Annotated in this window: 13 protein-coding genes; 7 read left to right on the forward strand and 6 right to left on the reverse strand. The window is 64.2% G+C overall.

Annotated features, from left to right (window positions below):
* Window positions 1–152 precede the first annotated feature (152 nt).
* A complete protein-coding gene (locus tag GR303_RS01740) occupies window positions 153–3,308 on the forward strand; it encodes a tetratricopeptide repeat protein (protein ID WP_161721678.1) in 3,156 nt (1,051 codons plus the stop codon).
* A gap of 71 nt (window positions 3,309–3,379) precedes the next feature.
* On the opposite strand, the gene GR303_RS01745 is transcribed toward GR303_RS01740, so the two are convergent.
* The gene (locus GR303_RS01745) at window positions 3,380–4,060 is read right to left on the reverse strand and encodes an FCD domain-containing protein (protein ID WP_161721679.1); all 681 of its coding nucleotides are present in this window, start codon (window positions 4,058–4,060) and stop codon (window positions 3,380–3,382) included.
* Window positions 4,061–4,251: 191 nt separating this feature from the next.
* Between GR303_RS01745 and GR303_RS01750 the strand changes: the two genes are divergently transcribed.
* The 6 genes from GR303_RS01750 to GR303_RS01775 all read left to right on the forward strand — a co-directional run bounded on the left by GR303_RS01750 (window position 4,252) and on the right by GR303_RS01775 (window position 9,125).
* Window positions 4,252–5,232 (forward strand): TRAP transporter substrate-binding protein, encoded by a 981-nt coding sequence (locus GR303_RS01750; protein ID WP_161721680.1) that lies wholly within the window; start codon window positions 4,252–4,254, stop codon window positions 5,230–5,232.
* 70 nt (window positions 5,233–5,302) lie between these two features.
* Window positions 5,303–5,842 carry a TRAP transporter small permease gene (locus tag GR303_RS01755; protein ID WP_161721681.1) on the forward strand — a complete coding sequence of 180 codons (540 nt, stop codon included), beginning with the start codon at window positions 5,303–5,305 and terminating at the stop codon, window positions 5,840–5,842.
* Window positions 5,843–5,846: 4 nt separating this feature from the next.
* The gene (locus GR303_RS01760) at window positions 5,847–7,127 is read left to right on the forward strand and encodes a TRAP transporter large permease (protein WP_161721682.1); all 1,281 of its coding nucleotides are present in this window, start codon (window positions 5,847–5,849) and stop codon (window positions 7,125–7,127) included.
* Window positions 7,128–7,150: 23 nt separating this feature from the next.
* Window positions 7,151–7,987, forward strand: a complete 837-nt coding sequence (gene kduI / locus GR303_RS01765; protein ID WP_161721683.1) for a 5-dehydro-4-deoxy-D-glucuronate isomerase — start codon at window positions 7,151–7,153, stop codon at window positions 7,985–7,987.
* A gap of 10 nt (window positions 7,988–7,997) precedes the next feature.
* Window positions 7,998–8,756, forward strand: a complete 759-nt coding sequence (kduD, locus tag GR303_RS01770; protein ID WP_161721684.1) for a 2-dehydro-3-deoxy-D-gluconate 5-dehydrogenase KduD — start codon at window positions 7,998–8,000, stop codon at window positions 8,754–8,756.
* 18 nt (window positions 8,757–8,774) lie between these two features.
* Window positions 8,775–9,125 carry a cupin domain-containing protein gene (locus tag GR303_RS01775; RefSeq protein WP_161721685.1) on the forward strand — a complete coding sequence of 117 codons (351 nt, stop codon included), beginning with the start codon at window positions 8,775–8,777 and terminating at the stop codon, window positions 9,123–9,125.
* A gap of 3 nt (window positions 9,126–9,128) precedes the next feature.
* On the opposite strand, the gene GR303_RS01780 is transcribed toward GR303_RS01775, so the two are convergent.
* The 5 genes from GR303_RS01780 to GR303_RS01800 form a co-directional block, all read right to left on the reverse strand.
* Window positions 9,129–9,359 (reverse strand): hypothetical protein, encoded by a 231-nt coding sequence (locus GR303_RS01780; RefSeq protein WP_161721686.1) that lies wholly within the window; start codon window positions 9,357–9,359, stop codon window positions 9,129–9,131.
* 102 nt (window positions 9,360–9,461) lie between these two features.
* Window positions 9,462–11,150 carry a GMC family oxidoreductase gene (locus GR303_RS01785; protein ID WP_161721687.1) on the reverse strand — a complete coding sequence of 563 codons (1,689 nt, stop codon included), beginning with the start codon at window positions 11,148–11,150 and terminating at the stop codon, window positions 9,462–9,464.
* A 22-nt stretch (window positions 11,151–11,172) separates the two neighbouring features.
* Complete coding sequence (locus GR303_RS01790; RefSeq protein WP_161721688.1) at window positions 11,173–11,928, reverse strand: SDR family oxidoreductase; 756 nt, start codon at window positions 11,926–11,928, stop codon at window positions 11,173–11,175.
* Window positions 11,929–11,964: 36 nt separating this feature from the next.
* Window positions 11,965–13,053, reverse strand: coding sequence for a mandelate racemase/muconate lactonizing enzyme family protein (locus GR303_RS01795; protein ID WP_161721689.1), 1,089 nt, complete (start codon window positions 13,051–13,053; stop codon window positions 11,965–11,967).
* A 38-nt stretch (window positions 13,054–13,091) separates the two neighbouring features.
* Window positions 13,092–14,066, reverse strand: a complete 975-nt coding sequence (locus GR303_RS01800; protein ID WP_161721690.1) for an ABC transporter permease — start codon at window positions 14,064–14,066, stop codon at window positions 13,092–13,094.
* Window positions 14,067–14,069: the final 3 nt, after the last annotated feature.

The raw sequence follows: 14,069 nt of genomic DNA on the forward strand, positions 1-14,069 counted from the left end.
CTCTGGTCTGAGAAGGAAACTAGGCTACTTTGTAGGAAATAAACCGGTGCAGGCTGAGCGACTCCCACCAAGAGCGATCTTTACCTGCTGTCAGGGTAAATTCCAGATAGTGATCTTGCCCACCATAGTTCGCGATTCGAGACCGAGAGACGATGTTCCCCTGCAGACTTGCCCTTCGTATCTGTGTTGCAAGTCTGCTCATCCTGCTGGGAAGCGGGTCGATCCTGTCTCCCGTTTTTGCCCAATCGCCTGACGAGGTGGTGGAGCAGGCGCGCCAAGCCGCCTCCGTCAACGACAACAGGGAGGCCGCCCGCCTCTTCGAGCAGGCGATCAGCCTTGCTCCCGGACGTCGAAACGAGCTGTTGCTCGAGTACGCCGATCAGGTGACTTATTCCGGCAAGCCCGCGGACGCGGTGCCCCTCTATCGCGAGCGGCTTGCAGACAGCACTCTCGACCCCTCGATCCGGCAGCGGGCAGAGCGAGGTTTGGCCTTTGCCCTTCTATGGAGCAGCCGGTTCCAGGAGGCGATCCCGGCATGGGAGGCTCGGCTGCAGGCCGATCCGGCCAGCGACGAGGCCAGGAGGGCCCTGTCCGATGCACTGGTGGGCGCGGCCCGGCAGGCAGCCGACCGTTCCGAGAATGCCGGCGCCGTGGCGCTGTTCAGGCGTGCGGTCGAGACGGCGCCCGAGCGCCGCCAGGAACTGCTGCCCGAGCTGGCGGATCAGACAGCCTATGCGGGCCAGCCTGCTCAGGCGGTTGAACTCTATCGCGAGGCTCTGCGGGATGGCAGCCGTGCGGCGGATCAGGCGCGCCGCCTCAGGCGCGGCCTTGCCTTCGCTCTCCTGTGGAGCGGTCAGTTCCCGGCCGCCGTGAGCGCCTTCGAGCAGGCGCTTCAGGGGATTCCGGACGACCCACAGGCCCGCCAAGGCCTCGCCGAAGCCCGGGCCGGTGCCGACAGGGCACGTGCGGCTCAGACGCCGCCTGCCCAGGCGGCGCCGACTCCTGTGCCGCGCCGGGAAACGCCTGCCGAAGCAGCGATTATTGCGGCTCGCGACGCGGCTGGACGGGGCGCCAACAAGGAGGCGGCGTCGCTGTTCGAGCGTGCCATGTCCCTCGATCCGGCAAAGCGGTCCGAGGTGGCACGGGAATACGCGGATCAGCTGGCTTTTTCGGGCGAGCCGGGCAGGGCGGTTCCGGTCTACAGGGAGGTTCTCGCCCGCAAGGACCTCTCCGCTGAGGACCGGCAGCGGGTGACCCGCTCGCTGGCCTTCGCCCTGCTCTGGAGCAGCCAGTTTCAGCAGGCGATCTCTGCCTGGAGCGAGATCCTGCAGGCGAACCGCAACGATGCGGAGGCTCGCAAGGCGCTGTCCGACGCCTTCGTGGGCGCCGCACGCCAATCGGCCGAGCGCACGCGCAATGCGGATGCCGCTTCGTTCTTCCGCCGAGCCATCGAGACATCGCCGCAGCGCCGTCAGGAGCTCCTGCCCGAATACGCCGATCAGACCGCCTATTCCGGCAACCCTGCCCAAGCGGTGCCGCTCTACCGGGAGGCTTTGCGTGAAGGTCAGCGTTCCGAGGCCGAGCGGCGGCGCCTTCGCCGCGGCCTCGCTTTCGCGCTTCTCTGGAGCAGCCAGTTCCGCGAAGCGGTCACGGCCTGGCAGGCGATCTTCCGGGAGGACATGAGGGACGAGGAGGCGCGCAAGGCGCTCTCCGATGCCCTGGTTGGTGCAGCCCGCGAGGCTGCCGGGCGGACGCGCAATGCCGCGGCGGTCAACCTCTTCGAGCGCGCTCTCGCCATCGCGCCCGGCCGCCGCAGGGAATTGCTGCGGGAATATGCGGAGCAGGTGCTCTATGCGGGCCAGCCGCTCAGGGCCATTCCGTTGTTCCAGGAGATCCTCGAGCGGACGGATCTCACCGCCAGGGAACAGCGCGATGCGCAGCTCGGGCTCGCCCGTGCCCTCGCCTGGAGCGGTCAGCAGAGGCTTGCGATCCCGGTGTTCTCGGCGATCCTGACATCCAATCCGCAGGACGTGGAGGCGCTGATCGGGCGCGGCAATGCGCTCAACGACATCACGGACCATAAGCCGGCCCTGGTGAATTTCGAGGCGGCCCTCGTGCTTCAGCCCGGCAATGTGGAAGCGATCCGCGGAGCGGCGACCGCCGAGCGCTCCATGGGGCTTCCCCGCGCGGCGCTGGCCCGGCTGGAACCGCTCATCGCAAGCGGCGACAGAAATCCGGCTACCCTGTTCATCGCCGCCCAGGCCCGCCAGGAAATGGGCCGGCCCGACCTGTCGGAAGATCTCGCGCGCGCCGTCCTCGTGCAGAAGCCGGGCGATGAGAGGGCTCAGCGGCTACTCGAACAGCTTGCCTTGGAGCGCAGACCCTTGACTCAGGTCGAGGCCTGGTACGCAAGGCGTTCCGATGATCTGGCGATCTGGTCCTTTCAGGCGTCCCACGAGATGACCTTCAACGACGGCCTCACGAAGCTGGCGCCGCAGGCCCGGATGCTGCGCTACAGGGGCGGGGACTTCCCGAACGTCGAGATGTACGGGATCGGCCTGTCGGGCAGGCACCGCTTCAACGACTATCTGGAACTCAAGTCATCCTTCTTTCTGAACCTCGAGGACGAGTCTCGCCGGAACAGGGCGGACGGCCAGGAGGATCAGGACGTCACCTTTACGCACGACACGACCGTGAGCCTCATTCCGTCCGATGTCTTCCGGTTCGACCTTGATCTCGCCCGGCGCTATGCCGACGAGAATACGCGCTCGATCGTCAACGACATCCTGGCCGACGATATCGGGGTGTCGGTCGATGTGACGCCGGACAATGCGACCCGCATCAGCGCGCAGGCGATCTACAGCCACTATTCCGACGGGAACGAGCGGGCGTGGGGGCAGATCGAGGCCGCAAAGCGGTTTAGCGCCAATCCCTATTTCTGGCTTGGTGCCCGCTACACGACCTTCGATTTCGAGAAGGTGGTCGACAACGGATACTGGAATCCGGACCGCTACCAGGCTCTGGAGGCGACCCTTCACTTCTACGGCCCCTTGGCCGAACGATGGTGGTTCGACATCCAGGGTGCCGCCGGATACGGCTGGAGCGATCCCGGGGAGGGGGGCTTCATCTCCTACGCTGCCGCCCGCCTGAACTATGACCTCACCCGGCAGGCTTCGTTCTCTCTTTACGCCAACCACCTCGTCTCCTACGCGCGCTCCTCGGAAGACGACGGGGGCTTCGGTGGCAACGAGGATGACGAGCCGTTCAGCCGGTGGTCCGTCGGCGGGCAGCTGCGGGTGCGCTGGTAGGGCTCACCTTAGCTCGAAGGCCGCCCCGATCGTTTGAAGCTCCATGCTCCTCGCGCCGGAAGCGCGGCAGGTCATGCGCTGAAAAGCTCCGGATGCTCCGCTTCGACCCGGGGCAGGGCCCGAAGGATCTCTGTGAGATGCAGGCGCATGGCCTCAGCCGCCGCATCCTCGTTGCGGGCGTCGATGGCGGCGACGATGTTGCGGTGCTGGTCGATCAGGGGCAGCATCGCTTCAGGACCGGGCAGGGTGAGCTGACAGACCCGGTCCATGTGGGCCTTGATGTCCTGCACCGCTTCCCAGGCCAATGGGCAGCCGGCCCCCTCGGCGAGCGCAATATGGAACAGCTCGTCATAGCGCTGGAAGGCATCGTGGTCGTCACGCCGCGCCGCGTGCTCCTGCATCTCGATCAGATCGTCGATCCGCTGCCGGCTCTGCCGGTCGAAGGATGAGCAGGCCCGCCGGACCACAGCGGTCTCGATCGCCTCACGCACGAAACGGGCTTCCATCATCTTCCGAACCGAGATCTTGACGACCACCGTCCCCCGCTGCGGCTGTATCTCGACAAGGCGCGTACGGGCGAGGCCGATCAGTGCCTCCCGGACCGGCTGGCGAGAGACCCCATGGCGCTCGGCGATGTCCTGCTCCGAGAGGCGACTGCCGGGAGGGAGCTCCAAGGCAATGATCGAACGGCGCAGCTCGCTCTCAATGCGCTGGGCAGCGGAGCCCTGGGTCGTGGAAAAATGACTGTTCACAGCGGTTCTCATGCTTTTGGCGAGTTGCTTTATATATTAGTGGATACTACCATACAAGTGTCGGCCAGTAAGCTGCGGGAAGCAGCAACCGGCCCGGCTCCGGTCGAAAAGGTACCTGAACCGAAGGACGGCAAGGCCGCAAGGCCGAATTCAAAACGACAGAAAATCTGAGGAAGCCCAAGGAGAACACAATGCTATCCAGACGCACTCTCGCCGCGGCCACCCTTGGTCTGTGGGCGGCTCTTGCGAGCGGAACCGCAGGCGCGCAGACGACCCTCCGCTCCGCCGACATCCATCCGGATGGATATCCCACCGTCGAGGCGGTCAAGTACCTCGGATCCCTTCTCGAGAAGAAAACCAACGGCCGCTACAAGATCCAGGTCTTTCATTCGGCGCAGCTCGGGCAGGAGAAGGATACGATCGAGCAGACGCGGTTCGGCGTGATCGACCTGAACCGGATCAACATGGGCCCCTTCAACAACCTGATCCCGGAGACCCTGGTCCCCTCGCTGCCTTTCATCTTCCGGTCGGTCGAGCACATGCGCAAGACCATGGATGGACCCATCGGCGAACAGATCCTGAAGGCCTTTGAACCGCATGGCCTTGTGGCGCTCGCCTTCTACGATTCGGGAGCGCGCTCCTTCTACAACTCGAAGCGCCCCATCAACTCGCCTGCCGACCTCAAGGGAATGAAGGTGCGGGTGATCCAGTCCGACCTCTTCCTCGACATGGTGAACGCTCTTGGCGCCAACGCCACGCCCATGCCTCCCGGCGAGGTCTACTCGGCGCTCCAGACCGGCGTCGTGGACGGTGCCGAGAACAACTGGCCGAGCTACGATTCCTTCCGCCACTTCGAGGTGGCCAGGTTCTATTCGCTCACCCAGCATTCCATGTCGCCGGAGGTGCTGGTGATGTCGAAGAGAAGCTTCGACAAGCTCTCGCCCGAGGATCAGAAGGCCCTGCGTGAGGCCGCCAAGGAATCGGTGGTGAAGATGCGCGAGCTCTGGGAGGCTCGTGAGAAGGAAGCCGAGAAGAAGATCCGCGCCAGCGGCAGCCAGATCAACAATGTCGACAAGCAGCCCTTCATCGACGCGATGAAGCCGGTCTACGAGAAGTATGCCAAGGACGCCAAGGTCAAGGATCTCGTGGCGCGCATCCAGGCGATGAACTGAGTTCGGTCCTCCCGGACCACCCTGGGCCGGTCTCGGCCGGCCCTCTTTTTCTCGTTGGAGAATTTGAACGATGCGCGCTGGTCTTGTCGCGCTATCCCGGATCCTTGCCGTCGTGAGCCGGGCGGCCTTATGGATTTCCGGGGTCGGCCTCATTTTGATGACCGCTTTCGTCGGTTGGCAGGTATTCGGGCGGTACGTGTTGAACGAGTCGCCGAGTTGGACGGAGCCGGCCTCGCTGCTGCTCATGAGCTGGTTCATCCTGCTTGGCTCTGCCGTCGGGGTGAGGGACGGCAATCATCTCGGTTTCGAGATCGCCCTCCACTACGCTCCCCAGGGCCTGCGTCGGATCATGCTTGGCGTCACCGAAGTCCTCGTGACGATTTTTGGTGTGGCGATGGCGTGGTACGGAACCGAGCTTGCCGTCGAAACCTGGTCGGCGGCCATGCCCGGCCTGCCGATCCCCCAGGGCCTCGACTACGTTCCGCTCGCGGCCGGCGGCGCCCTGATCGCCCTTTTTTCGCTGGAGAAGTTCGTTCGCCTCCTGTCGCTGGGGGAAGACGTGCCGATGGTGCGCGTGGACGAACCTCATCTTGTTGCCGTGAAGGATTGACGCCATGGAAATCTGGGTTCTCTTCGGCGTCTTCACGCTGCTGCTGTTGATCGGCACTCCCGTCGCCTTCTGTTTGGGCATCGCATCGCTGGCCACGATTCTCTACATGGGCTTGCCGCCTGTCGTGGTGTTCCAGCAGATCAATTCCGGCATGAATGCCTTTGCCATGATGGCAATTCCGTTCTTCATCTATGCCGGCGACCTGATGATGCGGGGCGGCATCGCCGATCGCTTGATCCGTCTGGCGGCGGGCTTCGTCGGCCACTTGCGCGGCGGTCTCGGCCAAGTGAACGTCGTCGCTTCCACCCTCTTCGGCGGCATCTCCGGCTCGGCCATCGCCGATGCTTCTGCGATCGGCGGCATCATGATCCCGCAGATGGAAAAGCGGGGCTACGCCAAGGATTACAGCGTCAACGTCACGGTCAACGCTGCGATCATCGCGCTGCTCATCCCGCCCTCGCACAACATGATCATCTATTCGATCGCGGCAGGCGGCACGATTTCGGTGGCAGATCTCTTCACCGCCGGCGTCGTCCCGGGCCTGCTTCTCGCCGCCGCCTTGATGATCACCGCCTATATCGTTGCGGTCCGGAGGGGCTATCCCGCCGATCCTTTCCCTGGGTTCCGCCTGCTGGCCTACTTCTTTGTCTCCGCGGTCCCGGGCATTCTGCTGATCTTCATCATCTTCGGCGGCGTGCGCTCAGGCGTGTTCACGGCAACGGAGAGTTCGTGCATCGCGGTGTTGTATGCTTTGCTGGTGACTCTCTTCGTCTACCGCGAGATGAACTGGGAAAACTTCGTCGAGGCGACTCTAGGCGCGGTGCGGACCACCGCCATGGTCCTCCTGGTCATCGGCACGGCCAGCGCCTTCGGTTGGCTCATGGCCTTCCTGCAGGTGCCTCAGGCGACGATCTCGCTGATGCAGGCCTTGTCGGACAACCCCATCGTCGTCCTGCTGCTCATCAACGTGATCCTGCTGGTGCTCGGCACCTTCATGGACATGGCGCCGATGATCATCATCTGCACCCCGATCTTCCTGCCCGTGATCAAGGCCTTCGGCATCGATCCGGTCCATTTCGGAGTGATCCTGATCCTCAATGCGGGCATCGGGCTCAACACGCCGCCGGTGGGCTCCGTGCTCTTCGTCGGCTGCGCGGTGGGCAAGATCTCCATCGGCGAGGCGATGAAGACCATCTGGCCCTTCCTGGGGGCGAGCGTCCTCGTCCTGCTCCTCGTCACCTACATTCCCGGCCTGTCGCTCTGGCTTCCGGCCCTGTTTCGCTGACCATTTTTCTCAAAGAGGCACCGATGACCATCGAAATCCGGCAGGTATGCCATCCTGAGGCCGTCCGTCATTTCAGTGCGGCCGAACTGCGCCGCCACTTCCTCATCGAGACGCTTTTCGTTCCCGGTGAGGTCAAACTGACCTACAGCCACATCGACCGGCTGGTGGTGGGCGGCGCGACGCCGACCGCCGGTGCGATCAAGCTGGAGTCCCATAAGCAGATCGGCTCCCCCAACTTCCTCGACCGCCGCGAGCTCGGCGTCGTGAATCTCGGCGGTGCGGGGCGCGTGCAGACGGATGGGGACCTTCATGATCTTGGCCCCCGCGATGCCCTCTATGTCGCCATGGGCACGAAGGATGTCCGCTTCGAGAGCCTCGATGCAGGCAATCCCGCCAAGTTCTATCTCGTCAGCACTCCGGCGCATGCGCGGTTTGAGACGGTGAAGATCGGTCTCGACCGTGCCCGCCGCGTGGACCTCGGCGATGCCGCTAACGGCAATGTCCGTACGATCTTCCAGATGATCCATCCGGAGGTGTGCCGCTCGGCCCAACTCGTGCTCGGCATGACGCAGCTCAAGCCGGGGAGCATGTGGAACACCATGCCGGCCCATGTTCATGACCGCCGTTCGGAGGTCTACGTCTATTTCGATCTCCCGCAGGATGCCCGCGTGTTCCATTTCATGGGCGAGCCGGAGGAGACCAAGCATCTCGTCGTCGCCAACGAGCAGGCGGTTCTTTCCCCCGGTTGGTCGATCCATTCGGGAGTCGGCACCAGCAACTATGCCTTCGTTTGGGCGATGGGTGGTGACAACCAGGATTTCACCGACATGGATATGGTGCCGATGGGCACCCTTCGATGAGAGGATCGTGATGAGCATCTCCTTCGACCTCACGGGAAAGACGGCCCTCGTCACCGGTGCAAATACCGGTCTCGGCCAAGCCATTGCCGTCGCGTTGGCCCAGTCGGGTGCCTCCATCGTCGCAGTCGGGCGCTCGGCCATGGACGAAACCGAGCGCTTGTGTCGCGATGCGGGCGCACGCTTTCACCCTATCCATGCGGATCTCTCAAGCCTCGAGCCCATTGATCGCATCGTCGCGGAAGGCGCTGAGTTCGGCAGACGGATCGACATCCTGGTCAACAACGCCGGCATCATCCGGCGTGCGGATGCCATCGAGTTCACGGAGAAGGACTGGGACGATGTGATGAACGTCAATCTCAAGTCGACGTTCTTCCTCACGCAGGCCGTGGCACGAGGGATGATTGCAGACGGGGCAGGAGGCAAGATCATCAACATTGCCTCGCTCCTGTCCTTCCAAGGAGGCATTCGGATCCCGTCATACACGGCGAGCAAGAGCGGGCTTGCCGGTCTGACGCGCCTGCTGGCCTGCGAATGGGCATCCAGGGGGATCAACGTGAATGCCATCGCTCCCGGGTACTTCGTGACGAACAACACCGAAGCGCTCCGCAACGACCCGAAGAGAAGCGCTGAGATCCTGGGACGAATTCCGGCAGGGCGCTGGGGGAATCCAGCCGATCTGGGCGGTGCAGCCGTGTTCCTGGCCTCCTCGGCGGCGGACTACATCCACGGTGTCGTGCTGCCGGTCGACGGCGGCTGGCTCGCCCGTTAACCACGAACAGGATGACCGATGAACCGCAAGGGTCATGTCTTCGCATTCGACAACGAAATTGATTGGGAAACGGTGGGGGAGGGCATCCGGCGCAAGGTTCTCACCTACGATTCCGGGGTGATGATGGTGCGCGTCGCCTTCGAGGCCGGAGCCATCGGCGCGGCGCATTCGCATCCTCACGTTCAGTGCAGCCTGGTGGAAGAAGGCGTCTTCGACATCACCATCGAGGGCCGCACTGCACGGCTGGTGCGCGGCGACAGCTTTCTGGTTCCCTCCAACGCAGTCCACGGAGCCGTCGCGGTCGAGGCGGGCGTTCTCCTCGACGTATTCACGCCGATGCGGGACGAGTTCGTCTCCTCGAACCCCTGAGCCTCACCCGGCAGTGGGCTGAGGCGTCGTCGGCGTGACCGGAATCTCCTGAGGGGTCGTCGGCGGCACGCCGACAGGCTCGCCCGGCGCCGGGATGCCGCCCGGACTGGGAGGCGGCACGCCGACAGGTTCCGGCTGAGGCGACTCGGATGGCGTGGGCGGACTGACCGGCGCAGGGTTCGGATCGGCCGGAGTCGGCTCAGGATAAGGCTGGTTCGGCAAGGGAATGGGCATTCGGGGCTGCTCCGGTCCAGATGGCGCGCTAGGGCAATGCCCGGAGCCGCGGGAGGTTGCGTTTATCGAGCCTTCGCCTGCTCCCGAAGAACGCCTCCTGTCTCATTCGATGGTGGCCACGCTCATGTCGCCTTGCTCCGAGAGGCGGGGGCCGAACTGCGCGGTGCTGACGGTCGGGCGGCCGGTGATCAGCTCCGCGCAGCGGCTTCCCATCATCATCGCGGGCGCGTTGGTGTTGCCCGCATTGATGTTGGGCATGGCCGACAAATCGCATACGCGCAGGTTCTCGATCCCGCGGACGCAGAGCCTGGAATCGAGGACGGCCATGGGGTCGCTCGCCGTCCCCATCCGGCAGGTGCCGCTCGGGTGATAGTTCGTTTTCACGAAGCGGCGGCAATGCTTCAGGATCGCCTCGTCGCTGAGGTCATTCGGATCGGGGATCGAGATGCGTTCGATCCGCTCGGCAAGAGGGCTGGTCTGAAAAGCGCGGATGAAGTAACGCTGCCCGTCGATCATCGCCCGGGCGTCATCGGGATGCTTGAGGAGGTTAGGGGACACGAGCGGCATGTCGTCGGGATTGGCCGAGCGCAGGCGCACGTAGCCTCGCGACTTTGGCTTCACCACGACGGTGGTGATGGTGAGCCCATAGGTGTCCTCGACGAGGCCCAGCGTGTCGCGATCCAGATAGATGATCGGGACGCAGAAGGCCTGGATCGTCGGCTCCGCATCAGGATCGGTCGGGTTGACGAAGGCGCCGGCCTCGACGCCTGCGGAGAGGATCGGCCCCGTGCCGAAGAGCCGAAAGTGGATGCCGTTGAGAAGCATCCGCCAGCCGACGCCCTGCCTGTAATAGCCGTAGGGTCCGTTGGCCTTGGCGATGAGAGGCACTTCCGGGTGATCGATGAGGTTCTCGCCGACGCCCGGCAGATCCGCGATGCAGGAGATGCCGTGCTCCTTGAGTTGGTCCGCAGGGCCGATGCCGGAAAGCATGAGAAGCTGCGGCGTCACCAGCGCTCCCGACGCCACGATCACCTCACCGTCGGCATAGACGGTATGGTCCAAGCCCCTGGCGTCGCGATAGGTGACGCCCACCGCGCGGCCGTTCTCGATCTCGATCCTGCGAACGCGCGATTGAAGGCGAATGACGAGGTTGGGGTTGTCCGCGAGCGGGGCAAGAAAGGCATAGGCCGCACTGCTGCGTTTCCCGCGTCGGTTCATGAACTGGTAAAAGCCCACGCCCCGCTGCTTGGGACCGTTGAAATCAGGATTGAACGGCTCACCCAGGGCTTGGACCGCCTGCACGAACCAACGCGACATGTCGTTGATGTGACCGGGATCGGAAACGAGGAGCGGCCCGTCGGCACCGTGCAGATCGTTGTAGAGCCTGTTATTGCCCTCCATGGTGCGGAAGTGGGGCAGCACATCGGCCCAGCTCCAGCCGGGGTAGTCGTTCTCCCCATGCAGCATCTCGTGCCATTCGTCATAGTCGGAGGGGCGCCCGCGCATGTACACCTGGGCGTTCACCGATGACCCGCCGCCGAGCACGTTAGCCTGCGGAATGTCATGGACGCGGCCGTCCAGGTGCTCCTGCGGCACGGTCTGATGGTACCGCATGTACTTGCTGCCGTTGATCATCTTGAAGATCCCAGGCGGCATGTCGAGAAGCGGATGGCGATGAGAGTATCCGCCCTCGAGAAGAAGCACGCGGCGGCCTTCATTGACGAGCCGCGCGGCTGCCACGGAGCCTGAGGAGCCGCCGCCGACGACGATATGGTCGAAACGCTCTTTCATTGAGGCACCTTGCCAATGCGTATCAGGCGGTCCAGCCGCCATCGATGACATGAAGCTGACCGGTCGTGTAGGCCGAGGCGTCGCTCGCCAGATAGACAACGAGGGCTGCGATCTCCTCGGGTGTTCCCAGGCGTCCCATCGGCTGGCGCGCGATGAAGGCGGCACGAGCTTTTTCGTAGTCGCCCTGGGCTCGCATGCGGTCGTGAAGGGATGGCGTCTCGACCGTGCCCGGGCAGATGGCGTTGCAGCGAACGCCCTTCGTCACGTAGTCGGCGGCGATGGAGCGGGTGAGCCCGGCGACTGCAGCCTTCGTGGCGCAATAGGCTGCACGGCTTGCGACGCCTTTGACCGCACCGGCGACCGAGCTCATGTTGATGATCGATCCGCGGCCTTGCTCCAGCATTCCAGGCAGATAGGTGCGGATCATGCGGAACATGGCCGTCACGTTGAGATCCATGGAGAAAGCCCAGGCCTCGTCGTCACATTCGAGCAGGGAGCCTTGATGCACGGTGCCCGCACAGTTGAAGAGCACATCAACCGGGCCGGTCCGGGCATGAGCCGCCTGGATGGACGAGGGATCGCGCACATCGAGAGGCAAGGCCGTAATGGACGGGTGCTGCTCGGCCAGCGAAACGAGAGCCGCTTCGTTGATGTCGGTTGCAAAGACCGCGGCGCCGGCATCGGCCAGGGCGATGGCTGAGGCGCGGCCGATTCCCTGGGCTGCCGCCGTCACGAGGGCGGTGCGTCCGGCGAGAAGAGAAGGTGAGAAAACATCCATGGCGGTCGTTCGACCCCTGAGTTGGTGAGCTGCGCATCACGCCTTGATCTTGGCCAGGCCCTGCCAGTCGAAATCGATCCCGTGGCCGGGGCGATCCGGTGCCAGCGCGAAGCCCTCCTGAATCGTGAGAGGCTCGGCGATGTAGCGCTCCAGGCCAAAGCCGTGAGCCTCGAGATAGGAGCGGTTCGGACAGGCGGCGAGGAGATGCACGGTCACGTCGTGGGCGCCGTGGCTGGTGACGGGTAGGTTGAAGGCCTCCGCCAGATGAGCGATCTTCATGAACGGCGTGACGCCGCCGCAATTGGTGACGTCCGGCTCCGGATAGGTCACCGCGCCGCCGGCTACATAAAGCTTGAACTCCCAAAGCGTGCGCAGGTTCTCGCCGGCGGCGATCGGCAGTCCGCCCTCGCGGACGATGCGGGCATGCCCCGCCGGGTCGTCGGGAATGGTCGGCTCCTCGAGCCAGGTGAGGTCGAAGGGCTGCAGAGCACGCGCGGCACGGATGGCGCCGTCCACGCTCCACTTCATGTTGGCATCCACCATCAGCGGAAAGCCCGGGCCCAGGTGCTCGCGCATGGCCTTCACGCGTTCCACATCTTCGAAGAGATTGGCGCGGCCGACCTTCATCTTGATGGCGCGGAAGCCCTTGGCGAGATTGTCGTCCGTTTGCCGCAGGAGCTTGTCGAGGGGCAGTTCGAGATCGATGCCGCCGGCATAGCAGGGCACCTTGGGATCGAAGCCGCCGAGCGCCTTCCAGAGCGGAAGGTTGGCCCGCTTCGCCTTGAGATCCCAGAGCGCCATGTCGAAGGCCGACAGCGCCAGAACCGTCGGTCCGCCGCGTCCGCCGTAATGAAGCGCCCACCAGGCCTTGTGCCAGAGGCGCTCGATCTCGTCGGCCTCCTCGCCATCCATGATCTCGGGCAGCTCGCGGGCGAGAATCGTATCGATGGCGGCTCCATTGCGGCCTACCGTGAAGGTGTAGCCGACGCCCTCCGCTCCATCCGAGTCGCGGATGCGAACCGTGTTGAGCTCGAAGGCCCGCATCTCGCCGTGCATGGAGTCAGTCAGCACGGTCGGCAGGGGGATGCGGTAGAAGCCGGGTTCGATAGAGGTGATCCGGGGCATGGGGTCCTTCACTTCCTCAAGGGTGGTATGTCGAGCCGTCAGGCGGCTTCTTCGGCGCGCATGCTCAACCGCGCCTGGATGGCAACGACGAGCAGCAGGAACGCGCCGCGGATGACGGACTGCCAATAGGCAGAAAGGCTGATCCAGCCGAGGCCGTTCTCGAAATTCAGGATGTTGAAGATCAGACCGAGGAGGAGCACGCCCGCGAGGGTCGAGCCGACGGAGCCGACGCCGCCGGTCAGCAAGGTGCCGCCGACCACGACGGCCGCAATGGCAAAGAGCTCCCAGCCGACACCTTCGATGGGTTGGCCCGCCCCGAACTGCGCCGCGAGGATCACGCCCGCAAGTCCCGACAGGCCGCCACTTGCCAGATAGACCACCGCCTTCACCCGGCTCGCCGGCAAGCCCATGAGGCGCGCTGCGTCCTCATTGCCGCCGATGGCCAGGACCGTGCGGCCGAAGGAGGTGAAGTTGAGGATGAGGGAGCCCAGGAGATAGGCAATCAGCGCGATCCAGGCCGGAATGGGAAAGCCGAGGAAATCGCCCTGGCCGAGTTCCACGAACCCCGTTTCATAAGACACAGAGACCGATTGGTTGTCGGCGAGCAGCAGCGCACAGCCGCTTGCTGCCAGCATGGTGGCGAGCGTCGCGATGAACGGGAGAATGTTGAGCCGGGTAATGATGAAGGCGTTGCAGGCGCCGACAGCGAGCCCGGCCGCCAGTCCCCCGAGAAGTCCCGGCATGACTCCGTAGGAAGAGAGCAAGGCTGCGACAACGCTGCCGAGGGCTGCCGTCGACCCCACTGAAAGATCGATGCCGCCCGTGATGATGACGAAGCACATGCCCAGCGCCACGAGGGCGAACATGCTGTTGTAGCGGAGCACCGAAAGGACATTGAACGTCCCAAGGAAGTTTTCGTAGCGCAGCCAGCCGAACAGGATCAGCGCCACGAGCGCCAGAAGCACGCCGTAGCGCCCGATGCCCTGAAACAGTTTGAGGGAGGTGGTGCTCATCTT

It is taken from the genome of Microvirga arsenatis, assembly GCF_009910705.1.
GTDB classification, from domain to species: Bacteria; Pseudomonadota; Alphaproteobacteria; order Rhizobiales; family Beijerinckiaceae; genus Microvirga; species Microvirga arsenatis.

Bases quoted from the DNA above. Each gene is read 5' to 3' on its own strand.
- GR303_RS01795 (WP_161721689.1), bottom strand. From the start codon at position 13,053: ATGCCCCGGATCACCTCTATCGAACCCGGCTTCTACCGCATCCCCCTG.
- GR303_RS01755 (WP_161721681.1), top strand. From the start codon at position 5,303: ATGCGCGCTGGTCTTGTCGCGCTATCCCGGATCCTTGCCGTCGTGAGC.
- GR303_RS01740 (WP_161721678.1), top strand. From the start codon at position 153: ATGTTCCCCTGCAGACTTGCCCTTCGTATCTGTGTTGCAAGTCTGCTC.
- GR303_RS01760 (WP_161721682.1), top strand. From the start codon at position 5,847: ATGGAAATCTGGGTTCTCTTCGGCGTCTTCACGCTGCTGCTGTTGATC.
- GR303_RS01785 (WP_161721687.1), bottom strand. From the start codon at position 11,150: ATGAAAGAGCGTTTCGACCATATCGTCGTCGGCGGCGGCTCCTCAGGC.
- GR303_RS01800 (WP_161721690.1), bottom strand. From the start codon at position 14,066: ATGAGCACCACCTCCCTCAAACTGTTTCAGGGCATCGGGCGCTACGGC.
- kduD (WP_161721684.1), top strand. From the start codon at position 7,998: ATGAGCATCTCCTTCGACCTCACGGGAAAGACGGCCCTCGTCACCGGT.
- GR303_RS01750 (WP_161721680.1), top strand. From the start codon at position 4,252: ATGCTATCCAGACGCACTCTCGCCGCGGCCACCCTTGGTCTGTGGGCG.
- GR303_RS01780 (WP_161721686.1), bottom strand. From the start codon at position 9,359: ATGCCCATTCCCTTGCCGAACCAGCCTTATCCTGAGCCGACTCCGGCC.
- GR303_RS01790 (WP_161721688.1), bottom strand. From the start codon at position 11,928: ATGGATGTTTTCTCACCTTCTCTTCTCGCCGGACGCACCGCCCTCGTG.
- kduI (WP_161721683.1), top strand. From the start codon at position 7,151: ATGACCATCGAAATCCGGCAGGTATGCCATCCTGAGGCCGTCCGTCAT.
- GR303_RS01775 (WP_161721685.1), top strand. From the start codon at position 8,775: ATGAACCGCAAGGGTCATGTCTTCGCATTCGACAACGAAATTGATTGG.